The following is a 20,130-nucleotide window of genomic DNA, read 5'->3' as shown; positions in this document are numbered from 1 at the left end:
CGTTTACTTCTCGACTTCGCGCTGCAGGACTTCGCGCAATTGCTCCACTAGTCGAGGGCCGCCGCCAACGAATAGGGCGGCCACATTCCCTTCTTTGTCCACCACCACGGTTTGAGGAATGGCCGTTACCGCATACTTCTCGGCCGTCGCGCCATCGATGTCCAGCGCAACGGTCGGGTCGACTTCCAATCGCTCCAGCAACGAGCGAATGCTGGCCGCATCCTCCTGCATGTTCACCGCAACCAGCTCCACGTCCTCTTCCTCAAATTCTGCGACTACCGCTTCGACTTGTGGCATTGCTTGGATACAGGGACCGCACCAGGTTGCCCAAAAGTCCAGCACAACGACCTTGCCCTGCTGCTTGCTGAGCCTGAATTTCGATCCGTCTAACAGTGCGAGTTCAAACTCAGGCGCCGGTTTGCCAACCAGATCCGACTCGGTCCCCGCCGAGGAAGCTGCCCCTTCGGGCGAGTCTTCGTCGGTGACGAATTTTGGATCGGTCGCAGGCCTCAAATGCCAGTAGTCGCTAACCACCTCGCCGGCCGCCTCATCGATCGCATCACCGATCACCAACTGGTCGACGCGCTTTAACTCGACATGGCACTTCCCCAACGTGGGACTCCGCCCGTAAATGGTGTCTTCGCGAAACCCGTTCGGAGTGAACGTCAGGCGCACGCCATCGCGATGCACCACCTGGACAGCTTGAGCGCCATCTTTTTCATGTACCTTTGGTGGGTCGGCCTCGGCTGCTGCTTCGTCTTCCAGCCACACGATCCGGCCCACCAGATGGCGATCGATCTTCTGGTTGTCCAGGCGCACTTCCATCACCAGATGGTCCGCGTCCATTTCAACCAGGCGTCCACGCAAGAAATCGCCTCGTTTCGACTCGATCAGGTGGGTGGGTGGATTCTTGCGTTGCATGCGCGGCAGCGTGAGAAGACGATCTCGCTTTTCCTCGGATAGCTCTTCGAGTTTCGATTCTTCCATGCTGTGCCACGCTTTCACCTCTTCGAGAGGCAAGCGGGTAATCTCCAACAGTGGGCTTCGAAATGCGACGTCAGTTTCATCCACTGATTCAATGTAGCAGGGAAAACGGTCGCCCCGGCGAAGCACCATCACCTCTTCGTACTTCTCGCTCCGCGCCTTCTCGTTGGGGTCGACAAACACCCCCAGTACCTTGCCGAGTACGCTTGGTGTTCTCGCTTGCGCCGGGGCCGGCGTCGATGGCCTTGCGGTTCGGTCCCTAAAAACGATGCGGCCGGACATGTCCGCAGCGAGTTGCGTGCTGTCGACGCTGTTGCTGGGGTGCCAACAAAGCCGCTCGAATGGCTTGCCGTCCTCCCCTTCGACAAGTGCGCCACGCGACAGCGTACCCGACGTTTCCAAACGCCCACGCCGTCCTTTGGTGATAACGTTCGAATTATCCTGTTCGCCGGTCGTCAATCCAACGATGGACATCACTTCTTCCAGCGGCAAACGCAGGTCTGCCGAGGCACTGGGGTTGAATACCACCAGCTGACCATCGCCAACCTGCTTCAAGTCGCCACAAACCCGGACTCCGTCGGTCAGCGTCACACACATCGCAGCCGACACCGGTTGTTGCCGATGGGGAAATGATAGTGCCAGCACATCTTGCAGCGGTATCCGTTCCTCCTCTGTCTCTTCCGAATCATCGCCTTGGTCGGCGGCAAGAATCAACTCGCCGCTCTCCGCATCGAGTCGAGGCGACTGGGCAGACTTAATCGAGCCACCAGCCAGGTGCATGCTCGTCTCGCCCGATTCGAGCTTACCCGGCAGCGTGCCATCCCAGCTGCGAATAATTAGTTGATCCAGGTTGAGCTGGTGCTTGTGATTCTGGATCGCAAACACGCACTTGGTTTGTGACTCGGGAGCAATCTTGATCTCGGTCAGGAGCTGCCCCTCGGGCGTGACGGCCGAACAGAGCCCCGTCGATTGGTCGATGTAGAGTTGAACTCGCAGTGTGCCTTTGCCCTTCGAGAGCTTTTCCACCATCCCGATATCAGCGGCCTCGGACGTTTCGCGAACGAGCACCAGTTGTTCGCCACAAGTTTCCAACGAGCAGAAACTGCCTAACTCGATCGCAAACTCCGGGAGTTGTTGCCAGGAAAGCTCCAATTCCAAGCACGCCTGCGTCGGCAGTTCCACCGAGTGACGCAGTTTCTTGCTTCCGCTGGCTTGCAGGCGACCCGCGAGCTCGCGCCACTTGCCATCCCCCTCCTCCTGGGTCCATTCACTCAGTCCGTTGGGCCCGAAATACAACAAACCGCTACCTTCATCGCAGCGAACCGCCCTTACCACGTGGTCGACGGGGAACTTCAGCTCGCCAAATCGTTGCGACTTGATCTTAATGGAATCGCTGTCCAATGCTTCGAGAGTACCGTAAAAGACGTCGCCCCCTGCTAACTGGAAACAGAAACCGTCCACCGAAGGTGGCGTATGTGAACGCGGGTAATGAAGCGAGGCAACTGCATTGAGGGGAAACGCAATGGGCGTCTCAGCGATTGCCGCATGCCAGCGCAGTACGTTGGGCGTGTCGCCATCGGCGAGTTGCCCTTCGTAGTAATCGCCGTTCTTCATGGACAGGCGCGGAGCGTCCAGGCGCCCGTCATCCGCACAAGCTGCGTGCGACAACAGCAGCACAAGAGCTACCGAGCACCAGAGGTCGTAGGGGCTACGTGCCATCGTCAATCGCCTAGCGTTCGTAGATGGGGAGGAAACGATAATTCAACGCCAGCGACAACAGAGACATCGACGTCGCAACCGGCTTGCCAAATTGACCTTCGAAGCTGCCATCGGCCGCTTGCGATGCTTTCAACTGCCTGACGAGAAGCTTGTTCCACTTCTCCCACGACTCGATATCGCCTTGAAACAGCGCTTGCGCCTGGTAGTAGCGCGTGTACTCGGCGTAGTGTCCCGCCGAGTCGTTCTCGATTCGTTGCTTCAAATACGCGAGGGTCGTCTCGTACTGCGGCAAGTCTTTTCGTCGCGCCACTGCGTAGACCAGCGAGCCAATCGAGATGCGCGCGATCGATTCGTCGAAGCCGCCAAGTCCACCGGAGTAAGCCACTTGGCCGTTGTCGGAAGTCATCGACTTGAAATAGGCGATAGCGCGGTCGATCGATTCGTCGGGCACCTCGATGCCTGCGTTGCGAGCCGCGAGCAGTCCCACCAGCACCGCGCCCGACACCGAAGTGTCGGCGTCGGTGGTGTCGGGCGAGTAGCGCCACGCCCCCAGGGGGTTCTTCTTCTGCGAGGTGACCGCGGAGCGGACCGCCAATTCCAACGCTTCGCCGATGGAGCGTTTGCCGCGGGTCTCGCCGCGGGGCCAGAGGTTCTGTTCGTCTACCGCACCGTAGGCTTCAGCCAGGGCGAGCATGGCGAAACCATGATGGTACATGCTGTTGCCCAGGTACCCCGTGCTGGCGTCCTGCTGCTGAATGATGTTGCGGAGGCCCTTGCGTATGGGGTTGCTGTACACGCCAAAGTTGGGGTCCTCGCCCGACGCCAGGAATGCCATCACGCATAGCCCTGTTACACCTGGGCCCGACTGGCCACCTTCCCAACTGCCATTCTCGCTCTGCGTGGTGGCTAGGTACTTCAACCCGCGATCGTACATTTCACGAACATCACGCGGCACCACCTCGCCGAAACGCAGCTCCGGAGACTGCGCCATCGTTGGGCGGTCACCGAGCGCAAACGCCAAGGCAATTAAGCCCAGAACCAATGTCGCGTCGCGGCGTAGTGCTTTCATCTTCAGTTACCCTACTCTTGCTCGTCTTCTTCCGCCAATAGCCCCATGGAACGCAAGGTCGGCTTCATCTGGCGGCCTTGAGCGATATGCTGCTGCATAGCCTCGATTTGCGCCTCATCGAATATGGCCGAAAGCTCGGATTCGGGCACGGCGGACAGTTGATAGAGAACCAAATACCGGAGGTAGCGCATATCACCCGCCTTGGGTCTTGGCGGTGGTTCGAACAACTCGACGAACGCTTCGCGTTGAGTGCTGGTCATGGGAACGCCGCGCTCGATGGTCGCCACTGCCACTTTGACGGCTGCGGCGTACTGGCGGTTCCATTGGTTGGTCAACATCTGCTCGTACGTAGCGGTCTGCTCTTCGTCCATGATTCCCGCTAGCACTTTGGCAAACAACGACTCGCCTTTGAAGATGCCCCCTTGCCACTCCTGGGACAACGGCTGAATACGCTGCCACAGTTCGTTGATGTCGTTCTGGGGGAAGGACTTTCCCACCACTTCCGCTTTGAGTTTGTCGACCCGACGAATGAAACGAGCAATGTCTCTCCCACCAGCGAGTTCGAGCTTCTGGCGTTGCTGGTCGGTGAACTCGCAAATCGTATCGAGTTGCTTGATCTGCACTTGCAAAGTCGAGCCGAGGTGGTCTTCGGGCGAGTTGTTAGCTCCACTTCCATTCATCAACCAGGAATTAAACTGCTGCTCCGACATCTGGAAGTCTTGAGCATGCGATGTCGCAGCGCAGCAAGCAATCAACACCACGGCCAAGAGGGCCGCAATACCACATAGATCGAGTCCAGGTTGGTTGGTTGAGTTTCTCATTCGCCCAAATCGATGTCGTCAATCACATTGCCTTGCTGATGAATCGCCATGCCAGACGAGAAGTTGACTTTCTGAAGTCCGTTCCACACTCGCTTCTGGCTGGCATCCAGGTAAGGCGTGATGGCTTTGCTGGGAATCTGAGGGAAATAATGTTGACCATAGTTGTCGACCATTTCCAACTCAGGCGCCCAGTTGTCGCTCCAGTGCTCTATCATCCCTTCTCGGATATCTTCGCTCTGCCGCTCGCTCAGGCTCAATTTCGAATCCAAACCTCGCAGGAGTGCGCCGACAATCGCGTCCCGGCGAAACTCTACACGTTGTTCGAGTTCTTTCTGATAGGCTTTGCTCTGCTCGACGGTGAGAGTACTGACAATTTTGGTTTGCAATTCCTGTTCCAGCTTCTCTCGCGGCGGAGTGGACTGCTGCTGCACACCGCCAGCAAACAGAACCATTCCGTTCCTCTGATTCACGTTGCCTTGTTTCTTGGCGAACTCAGTGAGAGCCGTCTTGCACTCATTGATTGCCGTCTGCAGTTGCTCTTCGGTCAGGTCGCAGCTCCGCTTCGCGAACGACAACTCCACCTTCACTATGGGTCGGTAAAGTGCCTCGACCGGATTTGGATCGAGCGCGTCCCCTTCGACGATCTGCGCGAACTCCACCACGGCTGCAGCGGCTGCTTCTTGGTCGGCAGCCTCCTCCGCAGCTTCTTCGGCAGACCCCTCCGCCTCACGGGCAAGCACCGCGCGAGCTGGAATCCCTGCGATAGCGACGACGATCGCCAGAGTGCACATGGTTAGGAAACTTCGAGTCGGTGAAAATCTCATGGCGCTGCAGTGGGAGTCTCTAGCTCGTTGAAGTACTGGTCGAGGCCTGCGCGGAACTCTTCAGGCAGGGCTTTGCCGGTGGTGCCTACGGACTGCACGATCTCTGGCGCCTCGCGCACCTCTTTCTGATTGAGTCCGGCGCCCAGCAAGGCCAGCGCGGTGTCCTTGGTGTCGCCGGAGCCGCCGCCGCCCGGGTTGGCCCCTCCCCCACCGCCACCGTTGGGGTTGATACGTCGGGACTGGAGCAGCAATTCGATCGCTTCGGTTTCGGCGGCAATGGCGGGACTGCCGGTTTCGGGTCGGGCGAGGATAGCAGAGGCTTCGACCATCACCACGTTCACCTTCCCCAACAACTTCAGTTCGCGGGCGAACTCCGCTTCGGCGTCGGGCAGTTCAAGGATGCGATCGACGACATCGGCGGTCCGATCGGCCAAGCTGGTCTGCGTCTCGGCTAATCTTATCGCCTCCTCAAGTCGCACGTCGTCCTCGACGCCCCCCTTGGCCTGCTCGGCGACGCGTGTTTCCTCGCGGAGGTTGATCTCGCCTTCGAGGATCTTGAGCACCTCCAGCACAATCGACGGCGGCAGGGAGCCCTTCGCGCGGCAACCGGGGCACGCTCCGCAGTTCGACGGATCCACCAGGTCTTCCGCCCAGCGATCCATTGTGTCCGACCAGTACTCGGACTGTGCCATCGACAGTCCCGGCTCGCTCCGCATGTCGTCCGACAGTCGGCGGAGCCCGCCGAGCACGTCTTCCTTACGCATGTCGTCCAACACGGCCTTGAATTTGACCATCCGCCGACGCTCGAAATACGCCTGCATGTCGTCCATGATGAACGACACGGTGATCCCGCTCTTGTCGACTTGCTTCGACAAGCTAGCCAACGTCGTCTTCGCCTCGGCAGGAGTGCTGGCGGGGCCAGCGCCAAACGACTGGGAAATCTCGTCGGCCACGGTGCCTGCGATGCTGTTGTGCTTTCGCGACTCCGCTTTCAGGCGTTTGACGAGCGTGCTGCCTTCCAGGTTGGCGAGCACTTCGTTCAGTTCGTTGGCTACCTTCTCAAACTCGGCCAACAGGTCTTTCTGTTCTTCTACCGCTTGATCCACCGCATCCGACTGTCCGGCGGGTGGCTTCTTCTTGGCTTTGCCCATCAGCGTTGTTGTTGGCAAACGGAGCGTGGGGTTCGATGGGTTCTTTTTCTGCGGTTCCTGCATCTCGCCATCGTCCAACGGTTGCTGCGACGATTCCATATCGACCACTGCCGGCACCGGCGGTTTTGGCGCCGACTTCTTCTCCTCCTGCGGAGCGCCGCCACCACCTTGTGCGCGGTTCTCACCGACCGTGGGGCGGGGCTTCGACGCCACGCGGCTGGCTTGGGCAGGCGACTGCGCGCCGTCCTTCAGCAGGTCGGCCACCGAAGGCATGCGATTGGCCGAAATGTCGCTGAGCACCTGTAGCATCTCGGCCCAGCGATCGAGGTGCCCAACGCCGATTTCGGGATTGCGCGCCGCCTGGCGCAGCAGTTCTTCACCGCTTCGAGTGAGGCTCGACAACCGCCGCCCATTGGCCTGCTCGGCCGCCGCTTGCGATTCGAGCCGACGACGCGTTTCCGCCAGATCGAGTTGTTCGGGTGGCAGGTCGCGGAGCTGCTTGTTGGTTTCGTACAGTCGTAGTTCGCGGTCGCGCACCTCCAGCGACTGGCGATGCCAACGCGCGAGCTGCTCGGTAACCCAAATAGCGTGCTGCTCGGCGTCGAGCACGTACAGCAAGAACTTACTGGAGTACATACGCTCGCGATCCGGCAGGTAGTCGGTGGCATAAACTTGCACCTCGACTGGCTGCGGCGCGATGCCCAGCGACGACGCGGTGAACGTCCCTTCCACGTCCATCGCGGTCTCTTCTGGACCGCCCGTGGCAAGTAGCCGCTTACCGTCGGCCGGTGTTTCGACGAACTGGCCTTCCAAGCCCTTCCACGTCATACCGACTTCCTTCACGCCAAAGTCGTCGCGCACGGCTACTTGGAACAACAACTGCTCGGTATCCAGCACCACTTTCTTGCGAGGCAGCCCTTCGCACAGCACGGTAGGCGGCAAGTCCTCGTCGGCGGCGATCGACAGGACGAAGGGCTCCTTGCCCTCGAGTTGATGCTCGTCGGTCCAAGTGAGCGCAAGCTCCAATGGTTCTTCGACTTTTACGGACGGACTATCGAAGTTCGATCCGCTGGTCGAGACCTCCTCGCCCGCCACGGTGGCCGACTCGAGGTCGCGTGTCGCGGCGGCGGTAAAAGTAACCTCACTACCGCGAACCAAAGAGAGGCCACCGCCTCGAATCTCCATTTCCTCGGTGCCTGTCCGCTCCAAATACTTGGGCAGCACCACCGAGGCATTCAAAGACTCCAACTCGGGACGCAGCATTGGCTCGACGCGGATACGCTGCGACCAGTCGCCCACCCGTACGTTCAGTTCGGTGGGAGCAATCAGCGCCGGCACGTCGAAGCGATACGTCCCATCCTGCTGATTAGCGGAGAGCGATCGGGCGGTGAGTTGCAGGCTCGCGTCCGCTGGGTGCCAGGCGGATTGTTCGGTTAGTTGAAGCGTCAGCGGGAATTCCTCGCCGTGCGGCACGACCAAGTCGTGCGGCACCGGTTCCACGGCGGCGAACGTGTAGCGCGGTGTATCGCTCCAGGGGGCAACAAATCGCGCCCACGCATTGCGTGCTGCCAGCGGCAGGCACAACAACAGCAGCACACCTAGCCCGACCGTTAGAGTCGCCGTCCACACGGCCGACTTGGCGTGCGAGTCGGGCGTGGCCTCGGTGAAGTCGCGATGCTCCGCGTCGGTGGCCACTTGCTCGATCGCCGCCTGACAGAGTCGCCAGGAGCGGGCTTGCTCCGACTCGCTTTCGGATAGCTCCAGCACACCGAGCAACTGATCGCCCACGCGCGGAAGCTTGCGGCTCAACAATCGAGCCAGTTGCGTAGGGCTGCGATAGCTCCACACCCAGCGGTGCAAGTAGTAAGGTACGATCACGCACGTTGCCACTGCTGTGATGGCAACACCGGCGCGAATCCACGCAGGCGTGTCGACGAAGCGGTCGAGGACGAACACGGTCAGATAGGCAACCGCAATCGCGGCAACAGCGATCGCCATCGCCTCGATCATCTTCTCTTTCCACACTTGCAGGCGGAAACCGCGCAATTGTTCGGCCAGCGAATCAGGCACTTCCAATCGTAGCGTTGGCTGATACTGACTCATACCAATCCTCCATCCCCAAGAATCCTGGTTGAGCGCGCTCGGCATTGCCGAGCGACACGGTTTCCGCGCTGGTTACAAATCATATCAGTCCCACCACCTTGCGCACCACCCAAAACACGCCTAACAGAAGAATTACTCCCGCTGCCGCCAGCGGGTGGTTCCACACCTGCAACCGACGGACCGCGGGCGGAGGATCGGGCAGGGAGGCAAGATAGTCAACTATTTGGTCGATCTGGCTGACCTCGAGAACCTGCCCCTCGGTCACGCGTGCGATCTCCTCTAAAACCTCGGGCCGGGCGGGGTGGCCCACGGGCTCCATCGCCGAACCCTGCACGTACAAAGTTGCCTCGAGGGTGGAATCGGTGGCATCCGATGAAAGCGTCACCTGATGGGTGCCAGGCTCTTCGGGGATGTACTGGGCCGTGAATGCGCCCCATTCCTCGCCGGTGGAATTGAACCGCACCGTTTGTGCAGTGCCGGACGGCGCCACAATTCTGGCCACGACCGTACCCTTACTGAGTGGCTCGCCGGATGCCTCCATCACGTTGGCGCGGAGCACGCACGTTTGCCGCACCTGCGGTTGGTCGGGCGAGTAGTAGAGCCGCATGTCGGAGCCTTCGGCCATGTTGCGTTGGTAGGCCATCCACCGCACGACTTGTCCCCAGAAACGATAGTGGTAGCGATCCTCCACGCCCTTGCGCCACCGCCAGGCGCCGTCGGTGCCCATGAACAGCACTTTGCCGGCGCCGTAGGTTTGCGTGACCAACAGCGGCAATCGGCCGTACTGGTTCGTGGCGTCTTTGTGCACGCACAACACGTCGGTGCCCGCCTTCGAACGCAGCACCGGAGCATACCACTGAAAGCCGGGCAGGCCTTCCCATACTTCGCTGTTTTGGTCCTGCGTGTCGGCAAGTTTTGTGAGCAAGCTCCTACGCCCCAGCGCCGTGAGCGCGAAGTGATTCGGAAGCCGCGAGCCCCAACCGCCCGGCTGCGCTTCGTCGAGCACCACCGGGTAGAGCTTGCTCAGTTCGGTGTCCATCAGCGAGAACTGACGCCCTTGCCAACCCGGCAGAAACACCAGCCCACTGGCCTGCTGTTCGACCAAGCCCGCCAGTAGTCGGCATTGTTCATCGGTAAGCTGTCCATCGTCGAGGCCCACGTCGCCGAGGAACACCACGTCGAATTTCGAAAGCTCGTCGAGCCCATCGGGGAACGACTTGATGTAGTCCTTGCTTCCACCACCAACCTTGCTAAGCCCCGGGTGGAACAGCAGGCACGCTACCTCGACCCCCGGATCTCGCGATAACGCATTACGCAGGTAGCGGTATTCCCAACGAGGGACCGACTCGACCAGCAGCACATTGAGCTTCTCTTCGCGAATCGCGATGGGAGCTTCGCGCGAGTTGTTGTCGACGATGGTCTCGTCGCTGTGAAGCGGTACATCGAGCGTGACCGTGTAATCGCCGAGCTCGGTAGGTCTCCACAGGATCGCATCGCTGGTCCGCCCTTGCGGCGCGATGCGCACCTCCTTGGTCACCTCGCTGCCATCGGACACTTTGAGCGTGACCAGGGCGACGTGTTCGCGGGGTAGCGAACTCTGGATGGTAAACGGCACCCGCACCGTCTTGCCCGCTACACCGAATGTGGGGGCGTCGAGGCTCAGTAGTTCGAGGTCGGGAAGCTGTGTCGAGCTGCCCACTTGCACCGCGATGACAGGGACATTCTTCAGCCGCAGCCGAGAAGCTGCTTCCACCGGCGGCGGCCCCTGGTTCCAATCGCCATCGGTCATCAGCACGACGCCCAACAGGTTCTCGAGCTTGGTGGCGGCTTGGGTAAGTGGTCCGTGAATATCCGTGCCGGATGCCTGGTCGCGATCGTCGAACGGCGACATCGTCACTTCCATCCGCTCGCGTAGAGGTTCCCACGCGGGATCGCTCAACAAGCTGGTCACCGCCTGCGATCGGCTCGACGCGGCTTGGGTTGCGTACTCGCCATGGACAACGTCTCGCGTTTCCATACTGCCGGAGCTGTCCCATAGCACCGCGACGCGTGGCTTTTGTTCGGGGCGAAACTCCTCTACCCACTCCGGTTGATTCAGCAGTACGCCCGCAGCGGCGACGATCGCAAGCCGCAGCAGTTCCAAGCAGCCGATCGACTTGCGGTAGCCGCTCCGCCGCCAGGCGATGTAGCCACACACGGCTGCCACCACAAAGGCAACCACTGCAATCAGCAACGTCCAAGGCGTCCAGAGAAACACCAGTTGGGATGAACTAGTCATGGCAGCACCCCCTTGGGAGATGCCGCTTTGGGAATGCACAGGAGGGACTCGGCGCACAGGGCAATCAGCATCAGCACCAGGAACACACGCCAGATCTCCCGGGCGATGGCCGCGAAGTCGCCGGCGCGGCTGGTGGCCATGTCGAACGACAGTCCATTGAACAGCCCGTTGATGCGTTCGTCCTCCAACACCTCCGCGGAATCTTCGGCTGCTCCGCGATTCACGGCGATAAGTCGTTCGTCCTCGCCATACACTCCGCCGACCAGGGCGTACTCGGTCGATAGCGCCTGTTGGTTTCCGGCAAGTTGCTTCCAGTCGGTGTCGATTTCGCCGGTTACCTGGCCAGCGATCGCATTGCGAGTGGTGCCCCGCTCCGCCGCGCCGGCGGCCAGGGCACGTTGCACCACCGCGTACAGCACCACGCCATCGGTTGCGAGCGACGAACTGCTGGGCGCGACTTCCGTAGCCAGGAAGTACACTCCGCCGCGCGTGGTTGGTTGACGAGCCAATAGTAATGCTTCGTTGCCCAGCCAGGCGAGCTTCGTGAGTTCGCCTTCCAGTCCGCAGTAGCGATGAATCTGCAACTCGCCAACCGGCAGCGCGGCGCCACTCTTGGTGCGGGCCAACAGGTCCTGGTCGCTCCGCCAATTCTCGACGCTTACCGCACCGTCGGACTCCTGCCAATCGGTCCACCGCACGCCGTGGAAGTCGGCCTCATCGGGGCGGCTCGGCGGCAAGAAGATCACTTGCCCGCCAGTGGCAACGTATTGATCCAACTGACTGGCCGTTGCGCCGGTCGGCAGGGGAGCCTGCCAGAGCACCAGCGATAGTTCTTCCCAGGGAGTGGTAGCTAGCTTGGCCGGACTCTGCACTTGCACGCTGTTGGTGAATTCAGGATCGGGCGAAATGGCCGCGGCCAACTGTAGCGCCCTGGGCGCGTCGCCCTCTTCGGCCACCAGCAAAGTCTGGCGCGGCACGGCATCGGCGAAGACAAAGTAGAATTCGTCGTCGGCTGGGTACGCATCGGCGGGCACCGATACCCGACCCCATCCTTGCTCCAGCTCGTCGGAAATCGGCAAAGCAAAGTCGCGCAGCTCGAACTCCGGTCCTTCCCACTCCACTTCGTGCTCGGTCGAGACGCCTTGGATGTCGAATCGAACCGGCAGTTTCGTTTTGCCTTCCGAGTTGCTGGTGAACTGCAGTGAGAGCAGCAAGTTCGCGCCGTCGATGGTTCGCTGGCGACGCACATCGGTCAAACGGATCCCGACGTTCGTGGTCGGCGATTCGGGGTAAGCGAGCAAATGGAATCGCACCCCCTGCTTGAACTGCAAGAAACTGTCTCGCAGCGACTGCCAACGACTGTTGCCCGCGTCCCAATCGTTGTCGCGCAAGTCCGACAGGATCCAAACCTCCGTCTGCCCAATGCGATTCTCGCTGATGTAGTCGTGCGCAGACTGCAGCAGTGTGGGCAAGTGAGCCGACGCACTCACAGGCGTTGTCGTGGTGGCTTTGCCGAGTGCCACTGGAGAGTCGAACTCGCGGGGCGTCGCGGTCGCGCTGTCGATCAGCACCCAACGTTTGGAATCGGTGAGCTCCAGCGCGCCGATCAACTGGGTTAGCCCGGTCTCGAGTTTGGAAGCCGCCGACGAAGTCTGCCGCTGCTGCATACTGGGCGAGCGATCGAGCAGCACGATGGTGGTATCCGCCGCGTTGCCACCCGCAATGCCCAGCCAGCCACTCGCCAGGGGCCGTGAGACGACGAACACCAGCGCTGCGACGGCCAGCGTGCGGCAGGCCAAAATCAGCCAACGGCGAATGCGGGCGAAGCCGCGCGACATTCGGTTGGCTTCCAGCAGGAATCGCATCGCGCCCCAGTCGATCGTCTGGAAGCGCCGTTGGTTGATCAGGTGGATCAGGATTGGCAACGCCGCCAGCGGCAATCCGACCAACAGCAGCGGCTCGAGGAAGCTCATCGAACGCCTCCCGCCTTGGTCCGACCGATCAAGAACTGCATGAGGCTCGACTCGAACGGCTCGTTGATCAACACGCGATGGTAGTCGACACCAGTCTCGATGGTGGCTTGCTTCAGTTCCGTGAGGTAGTTCTCCAGGGCCTTACGATACCGATCGGCAATGTCGTTGGGTTCGGCGAAGATGGACGTTCCGCCTTCCATGTCGACAAAGCGCATTGGCCGCTGGAAGGTGAAGCCGATCTCCTGGGGATCGAGCAAGTGAAACGCCGCGAGGTCGTGCTTGCGGAAACGAAAGTGCTCGAAGCATTCACGCAGCTCGGCCGGTGCGACGAAGAAATCGGAGATCATGATCACCAGCGCCCGTTGCCGAATGGTCTCCGCCAATTCGTGCAGCGTGTCGACGAGTTGGGTCGGCCCGGTGGGTTCGGCTTGTTCGAGCAGATCGAACACGAGCTTTAAATGCGCGGGGTTCCGCTTCGTCGGGAGCGATTGCACCACGCCATCGGCCACACATGACAGCCCCACGGCGTCGCCCTGCTGAACGGCCAGGTATCCGAGCGCCGCGGCGATGCGCTGGGCGACTTCGAACTTCGAGAGTGCACCCGACTTGAAGCCCATCGAGCCGCTGGTATCGACCACTAGGCAGCACCGCAGGTTGGTGTCGGCCTCGTACTCTTTGACGTAAAAGCGATCGGTCCGCCCGTGCGCGCGCCAGTCGAGGCGACGCAAGTCGTCGCCCGGCACGTACTTGCGATACTCGGCGAACTCGACGCTCGCCCCGCGGTGCGGGCTGGCGTGGCGGCCCGAGACGCTGCCCTGCATCGGTCGGCGGGCCGACAACGGGATCGCAGCCAGCCGCGCCAGCACGAGCGGGTCGACAAATGCACGTTGAGTTCGATCAACCGCCATAGAGTGTGGATGGGGCTGAAGGTGGAGTGGAGAGAGATACGAATCGCCTGCCTAGCTGTCTTCGTTCGATTCCTCGATCAGCCGCTTGACGATGTCGGTCGACCCGATCCCCTCCGCCTGCGCGGCGAACGTGGTAATCAGGCGGTGCGTCAGCACCGGTAAGGCAACTTCCTGCACGTCTTCCAGACGCACCATGTAACTGCCCAGCAAGGCAGCCCGCGCCCGAGCGCCGAGAATCAGATTCTGCACCGCACGCGGCCCGGCGCCCCAACCCACCAGCGGCTTGAGCCACGCCGGGGCAGTGTCGCCATTGGGTCGTGTCTTGCGAACGAGCCGCGCAGCATACGTATATATGTGGTCGGGCACAGGAACCCGCCGCACCAGGTTCTGGTGAGCGATGATATCTTCGCCGTGCAGAATGTGGTCGAGCTCCGGCAACTCATCGCCGGTGGTAGTCCGCGCGATCTGCACCTCTTCGCCCTCGGAAGGGTAGTCCAACTCGATCAGGAACATGAAGCGGTCGAGTTGCGCTTCGGGCAGAGGATAGGTTCCTTCCTGCTCCACCGGGTTTTGGGTAGCGAGCACCAGGAACGGCGGTTCCAGCGAGAACGGCTTACCCACCGCAGTAACGCGCCGCTCTTGCATGGCCTCGAGCAGGGCCGCTTGCGTTTTCGGTGGGGCACGATTGATCTCGTCGGCCAACACGATGTTCGCAAAGATCGGACCGTGCACGAATTGAAACTCGCGTCGGCCGTCCATTCCGTCCTGCAGGATCTCGGTGCCGGTGATGTCCATCGGCATCAGGTCGGGTGTGAACTGAATTCGGCTGAACTGCAGGCTCAGTGTCTCGGCCAGCTTGCTCACCAACAGCGTCTTCGCCAAGCCCGGCACGCCCATCAACAGCGCATGGCCGCGGGCGAACAAGCAGATGCACAACTGGTCGATCACGTCCTGCTGCCCGACGATCACGCGAGCAAGCTCGTTGCGCAATCGGCTGTAAGATTCGCGTAGGTGATCGATGGCCTGAACATCGTCTTCACCTAGCTGTTCGACGACTGCTTCGTCTGTCGCGATGGACATACCCTACCCCTTCATGTTCTCTATTACAGCACCGTAATACGGGGAACGCACCAAGAGTTCTTGGTGGGCCTACGAGACCAACCAAGGTATTGTTCGTTCAACCCGCCGAATTATCGCGCACCCGGGTGTAAAAATCCAGCATTTTCTGAAACTGCCACTATCCCCGCGAAGAAAAGTCGACGGTCGTTCTCTGAGAGCACGCAAAGCCAGTACTGCATGCGGCACTAACGGGGACGGAATCGCGCTGGCAGCGCCTGGGTTCGCTCGCCATATCGCAAGTTCCGAACTAATGCACTACATTGGCCGAAGCGGCCGACTCACTGGGCCTTGGATGTGGATGTAGCTAGGGGATACTGCGATGTCAGACACACCACGAGTGGTGATCTTGGGAGCCGGATTCGGCGGAATTGGCGCGGCGCAAAAACTGCGCGATGCGCCGGTCGAACTGACAATTATCGACCGACACGACTACCACACGTTTCAGCCGTTGTTGTATCAAGTGGCGACTGACGAACTCGAGCCCACCGCCGTGGGCTCGCCGATTCGCGATCTGCTGCACCGGCACGACAACGTCGCCTTTCACAATTGCGCCGTCGAAAGCATCGACTTGTCCAATAAGCAAGTCGTGGTCGAGGGAATGCCGCCCATCGAGTACGACTACCTGGTCATGGCACTTGGGGCGGTTGTCAATTTCCACAACACGCCGGGCGCGGCGGAGCACTCCTTTCCGCTCTACACCATGAAGGATGCGATCCGCCTGCACGATCACATCCTTAAGAAACTCGAGGAAGTCGATAAGAACCCCGCGCTAGTAGACCAAGGAGCGTTGACGTTCTGCATTATCGGCGGAGGCCCCACCGGCACCGAACTGGCCGGCGCCATGTCGGAGTTGCTGCACACCGAACTAAAGGCCGACTACCCAAACTTGCCCATCGATCAGGCGCGGGTCGTGTTGTACGAGCATTCTCCGCACGTGCTGGCGCACTTCAAGCCGAAGCTGCGAGACTATGCCCAGCGCGCGCTCGAGGAGCGAGATGTCGAAGTGCACACCGGCTCGGGCGTTGTCGATGTGACCGCCGACGCGATCACCTTGTCGGGTGGTGAAAAGGTCCAGACACAAACGCTCATCTGGGCCGCTGGCCTGCAAGCGAGTCCATTGACAAAGTCGTTAGGCGTCGAATTGGCGCCCGGCGGGCGCGTGCCGGTGGGGCCCGACCTGCAGGTGAAAGACCATCCGCAAGTGTTTGCTATCGGCGACATGGCGTCGATCACCGACGGCAAGACAGGCCAGCCGCTACCAGGTTTGGGGGCAGTGGCGCTACAAGCCGGGCATCACGTCGGCAAAACCATCGAGCACCTTGTCGAAGGCAAGCCCACCACTCCTTTCAAGTATTTCGACAAAGGCAACATGGCGCAGGTCGGGCGCGGGGCGGCGGTGGTCGAATTGCCCACCGGCGGTACGCTCACTGGTTCGATCGCGTGGCTGGCATGGCTCGGCGTGCACCTCAGCCTGCTGAGCGGCGCCGAAGAGAGAACGAGCGTCTTCGTCGACTGGGGCTGGAACCTGCTGACACACAAGCGTGGTAAGCGCATCCTGCTGAGCGATGAGGAGCACGACGACAGTTAGAGCGCTTTCAGAATTAGCTCTACAGAAACCGTGGTGGGCGACCGTTGTTCTTGGCCACGTGACTGCCCCACTCCAGGAGATTGCTACTGCAATCGTCGCGGTCGATCTGCACTTCGATCAGCGATAAACCGTCGTGTTGCTCCGCCTTGGCAATCGCTTCGGCCAGCTCGGCCTCGGTAGTCACTCGGTACCCCTGCCCTTTGCCGTTCTCGCCATTGAACACTTCGACAAGTTGCGAGTATTGCCAATTGTTGATCGTGTTATAAGGGCCATCGTGGATCTCGACCTCGATGGTGTAGCCACCGTTGTTGATCAGAAACACGATCGGCTTGGCATCGTACCGCAACATGGTGGAGACTTCCTGCGCGGTGAGCTGGAACGATCCGTCGCCAACGCAGGTGATGATCTTCCGCTGCGGAGCCCCCAGGCAGTAGCCAAGCGTGGCACCGACCGACCAGCCAATGGAGCCGTACTGCATCTGAATTTCGAAGCGACTTCCTTCGGGCAAAGAGAGATTGATGCCGTTGAACCAGGAATCGCCCGTCTCGGCAACGACGGCCGATTCCGACGTTAACATCTGCTGGATGTGTGCGAACAGTTGCCGTGTGGTGAGCGGTTCGGTGGAAGTGCCAATCTTTGCTGGCGTCGGGTCTTGCTTGATTCGCTCGTACGCCTGCAACGAGACCTTGTTCGCAGTCAGCGCGCCGGAAAGTTCGCGGAGAAAATCGGCCATGCACACACCGTTGTAGCTCTCGCCAGCGACGATCACCTGCTGGGGGCGTACGTCGATCGACTTCCGGCGGTCAACAAGTGTGGTGTGGCCGGTGGTGGTATAGTCCGTGAACTTGGCCCCCACCAGCAAGCAGCGATCGGCCGACTCGACCACCGAACTGCAGCCGGGCGTGCCGACTGGGCCCCAGTAAATGCCCATGTAGTTGGGATGCGTCTCGTCGAACAGGCTCTTGGCGTCCGGCGTTATCGCCACTGCATAGCCGGTTGCGTCGGTCAGTTGGCGAAGCTCGGCCTCGGCTTTGCCAGCCCTCACGTTGGGTCCGGCCAGTAGGACCGGCTTCTGCGCCTCGTTCAGCAGTCGCGCAGCGTGCTCCACGGCGGCTTTGAGCGATTGTGGATCGGTCGAGATCATCTTCGTAAAGTCACGTGGATTCGGCGCAGAAACCGCGGCAGAGGCGATATTGCACGCCACTTCCAGGTACACCGGCTTGCGATGCCTAAGCGCCTTTTCGATGGCTGTATCGATCTGCGCGGCCGCTTCGGTGGGATGCTGGATGGTAACTGCGTCGACCGTGACACGATCAAAGATCTCGCGGACGTAGTCGTAGTCGACTTTACCCAGCGTGTGGTGCAGGAACTCGTACTCGGCGGTCGAGTTGGTGTTCGGAGCCCCCGATATCGCCACGACGGGAAGATCTTCGGCGTACGCGCCGGCCACGGCGTTCAGCGCACTAAGTCCACCAACGCTGTAGGTCACCACCACAGCCGCCAAACCTCCTGTGGCGCGAGCGTAGCCATCGGCGGCGTAGCCGGCGTTCAGTTCATTGCAGCAGGAGACCATTTGCAGTTGGTCGACCTTCAGGAACTCGTCCAACAAGATCAGGTTATAGTCACCAGGGACCGTGAAGTAGTGGGCGACGTCCAGTTCGGCGAGTCGCGTCGCCAGATAGGTGCCGACGGTCCAAGCGTAGTCTGCCATGGCAGTTCAATCCGTTTCTGCAGGTTGCGAATCTTCGCGCCGGCGCTCAGTAGGCCGGCGTCCACATGGTTTGGGCGATGTGTTGCTCGAGTTGCTCGTCGGTGCACTTAGGCGCAACGCCATCGAGTTGCGCCTGCCGCGCCACGGCAATGCCAATGTGACGGGCCGTGTCGCGAATCGTGTGCAGCGGAGGCAACAGCGAAGCGGTTGGATCGCTTAGCGCCGGCGAACATTCCTTCAGCGCTTTGGCAGCCACCATGAACATGTTATCGGTCACACGGGTGGCCGAGGCCGCCAAAATCCCCAAGCCCATTGCCGGGAAAATGTAGGAGTTGTTGCACTGGGCGATGACATGTGTCTTGCCGTCGTACTCGACCGGATCGAAGGGACTGCCCGTGGCGATGACCGCCCGTCCGTCGGTCCATGCAAGCAAATCCGTGGGCGTGGCTTCGGCGCGCGAGGTAGGATTGGAGAGCGGAAAAATCACGGGCCGCTTCGCGTGGCGGGCCATTTCGCGGATGACCTCCTCGGTGAACGCTCCCGTCTGGCCAGTGGCGCCGATCAGCACCGTGGGTTGGGCGTTGCGTACCACGTCGCCCAAGGTGATCGGCGACGAAGGGTCGCAGTCCCAACCGCTGAGATCGGTCTTCTGCTGCGCGAGCGGGCGGTGGACGTCGTCCAGATCGCTTCGCCCGGTGTGCAACAACCCGTCGCGGTCGATCACGTAGAACTTCTTGCGCGCGTCCTGCTCGCTGATGCCAGTGGCGACGACCGCGCGCACGAGTTGCTCTGTGATACCGACACCGGCGGAGCCGGCACCCAGCATCACGAAACGCTGATCGGCGATCTTGCCGCCAGCGGCTTCCACCGCCGCCCAGATGGTGCCGGACGTGACGGCCGCGGTGCCTTGAATGTCGTCGTTGAACGTGCAGAGCCGGTCGCGGTACTTGTCGAGAATACGCTCGGCGTCGACCGAGGCAAAATCTTCCCACTGCAAGAGCACTTTTGGGAAGCGCTTCATGACCGCCTGGACAAACTTCTCGATAAACTCGTCGTACTCGTCGCCCTTGATGCGTTCGTGACGCCAGCCGATGTAACGCGGGTCGTCGATGCGCTCGGCGTTGTTGGTACCCAAATCGACTAGCACCGGCAAGGTGCGCGCCGGATGGATGCCGCCACAGAGCGAATACAGCGACAGCTTGCCGATCGGGATGCCCATACCGCCGGCTCCCTGGTCGCCCAGGCCCAGGATTCGCTCGCCGTCGGTTACGACAATCACGTCGATGTCGCGCTCGACGTGCGCGAACAACTCGTCCATCGAATCACGGTTTGGATAGGCGACGAACACGCCTCGCGGGCGGCGGTAGATGTGGCTGAACTGCTGGCACGCCTGGCCTACCACCGGAGTGTAGACCAGTGGCATCATCTCTTCCACGTGCTCCAGCAGCAGGCGGTAAAAGAGGGTCTCGTTTTCGTCCTGCACGCTGCGCAGGAAAACGTGTTTGTGCAAGTCGGAAGGCTCGTCACTGAAAGCCTCATACGCCCGATCGACCTGCTCGGCGAGCGTTTCCACGTGGGGCGGCAACAGCCCGGAGAGGCAAAACTGCTTACGCTCCGCCTCGGTGAAAGCGGTACCTTTATTGAGCACGGGGTCTTCGATCCGTTCGACACCCGTCTTGCCATCTGCATTAGACATAGGGTTGCCCCATTGGTGCTATCGAGGTTGCATCATTCGCATGACGAGCGACACCACTATCGTCAGCACCAGGCTGCCGACAATGGAGATATGCCAGTGAAAGAAAAAGTTGAGCGCAACGAGCACCAGCACAAAGACTGCTAGTTGAATGAAGATGCTATTGTTCAATTCTCTGGTTCGCTTTCC

Annotated in this window: 13 protein-coding genes; 1 reads left to right on the top strand and 12 read right to left on the bottom strand. The window is 60.7% G+C overall.

Going from position 1 to position 20,130, the window contains the following annotated elements; all coding sequences use genetic code 11:
* Positions 1 to 3 precede the first annotated feature (3 nt).
* The 9 genes from ACQK2L_RS12650 to ACQK2L_RS12610 form a co-directional block, all read right to left on the bottom strand.
* Complete coding sequence (locus ACQK2L_RS12650; RefSeq protein ID WP_425397337.1) at positions 4 to 2,703, bottom strand: TlpA family protein disulfide reductase; 2,700 nt, start codon at positions 2,701 to 2,703, stop codon at positions 4 to 6.
* Positions 2,704 to 2,713: 10 nt separating this feature from the next.
* Positions 2,714 to 3,772, bottom strand: a complete 1,059-nt coding sequence (locus tag ACQK2L_RS12645) for a squalene--hopene cyclase (RefSeq protein WP_425397336.1) — start codon at positions 3,770 to 3,772, stop codon at positions 2,714 to 2,716.
* Positions 3,773 to 3,783: 11 nt separating this feature from the next.
* Complete coding sequence (locus ACQK2L_RS12640; RefSeq protein WP_425397335.1) at positions 3,784 to 4,593, bottom strand: hypothetical protein; 810 nt, start codon at positions 4,591 to 4,593, stop codon at positions 3,784 to 3,786.
* The gene (locus ACQK2L_RS12635) at positions 4,590 to 5,384 is read right to left on the bottom strand and encodes a hypothetical protein (RefSeq protein ID WP_425397334.1); all 795 of its coding nucleotides are present in this window, start codon (positions 5,382 to 5,384) and stop codon (positions 4,590 to 4,592) included. The genes ACQK2L_RS12640 and ACQK2L_RS12635 overlap by 4 nt, the downstream gene beginning before the upstream one ends.
* 29 nt (positions 5,385 to 5,413) lie before the next feature.
* Entirely contained in the window at positions 5,414 to 8,671 is a 3,258-nt protein-coding gene (locus ACQK2L_RS12630; protein WP_425397333.1) for a hypothetical protein, read from the bottom strand.
* Between the two features lie 79 nt (positions 8,672 to 8,750).
* Positions 8,751 to 10,949 (bottom strand): hypothetical protein, encoded by a 2,199-nt coding sequence (locus ACQK2L_RS12625; protein WP_425397332.1) that lies wholly within the window; start codon positions 10,947 to 10,949, stop codon positions 8,751 to 8,753.
* Positions 10,946 to 12,922: a BatA domain-containing protein gene (locus ACQK2L_RS12620; RefSeq protein WP_425397331.1), complete on the bottom strand. Its 1,977-nt coding sequence runs from the start codon at positions 12,920 to 12,922 to the stop codon at positions 10,946 to 10,948. Before ACQK2L_RS12620 ends, ACQK2L_RS12625 begins: the two co-directional genes overlap by 4 nt.
* Positions 12,919 to 13,830: a DUF58 domain-containing protein gene (locus ACQK2L_RS12615; protein ID WP_425397330.1), complete on the bottom strand. Its 912-nt coding sequence runs from the start codon at positions 13,828 to 13,830 to the stop codon at positions 12,919 to 12,921. Before ACQK2L_RS12615 ends, ACQK2L_RS12620 begins: the two co-directional genes overlap by 4 nt.
* A 51-nt stretch (positions 13,831 to 13,881) precedes the next feature.
* A complete protein-coding gene (locus tag ACQK2L_RS12610) occupies positions 13,882 to 14,910 on the bottom strand; it encodes an AAA family ATPase (RefSeq protein WP_425397329.1) in 1,029 nt (342 codons plus the stop codon).
* Between the two features lie 358 nt (positions 14,911 to 15,268).
* Here ACQK2L_RS12610 and ACQK2L_RS12605 point away from each other — a divergent pair, with 358 nt between their 5' ends.
* Positions 15,269 to 16,537 (top strand): NAD(P)/FAD-dependent oxidoreductase, encoded by a 1,269-nt coding sequence (locus ACQK2L_RS12605; protein ID WP_425397328.1) that lies wholly within the window; start codon positions 15,269 to 15,271, stop codon positions 16,535 to 16,537.
* 19 nt (positions 16,538 to 16,556) lie between these two features.
* On the opposite strand, the gene ACQK2L_RS12600 is transcribed toward ACQK2L_RS12605, so the two are convergent.
* The 3 genes from ACQK2L_RS12600 to ACQK2L_RS12590 are packed head-to-tail and all read right to left on the bottom strand — an operon-like array spanning position 16,557 to position 20,112.
* A complete protein-coding gene (locus tag ACQK2L_RS12600) occupies positions 16,557 to 18,248 on the bottom strand; it encodes a thiamine pyrophosphate-binding protein (protein WP_425397327.1) in 1,692 nt (563 codons plus the stop codon).
* A 46-nt stretch (positions 18,249 to 18,294) separates the two neighbouring features.
* A complete protein-coding gene (locus tag ACQK2L_RS12595) occupies positions 18,295 to 19,944 on the bottom strand; it encodes an NAD-dependent malic enzyme (protein WP_425397326.1) in 1,650 nt (549 codons plus the stop codon).
* Positions 19,945 to 19,962: 18 nt separating this feature from the next.
* Positions 19,963 to 20,112 (bottom strand): hypothetical protein, encoded by a 150-nt coding sequence (locus ACQK2L_RS12590; RefSeq protein ID WP_425397325.1) that lies wholly within the window; start codon positions 20,110 to 20,112, stop codon positions 19,963 to 19,965.
* Positions 20,113 to 20,130: the final 18 nt, after the last annotated feature.

The organism is Aeoliella sp. (genome assembly GCF_965227375.1).
In the GTDB taxonomy this organism is placed as follows: domain Bacteria; phylum Planctomycetota; class Planctomycetia; order Pirellulales; family Lacipirellulaceae; genus Aeoliella.
The sequence above is the reverse complement of the archived record's forward strand: the minus strand, read 5'-3'. Positions and strand labels throughout refer to the sequence as shown.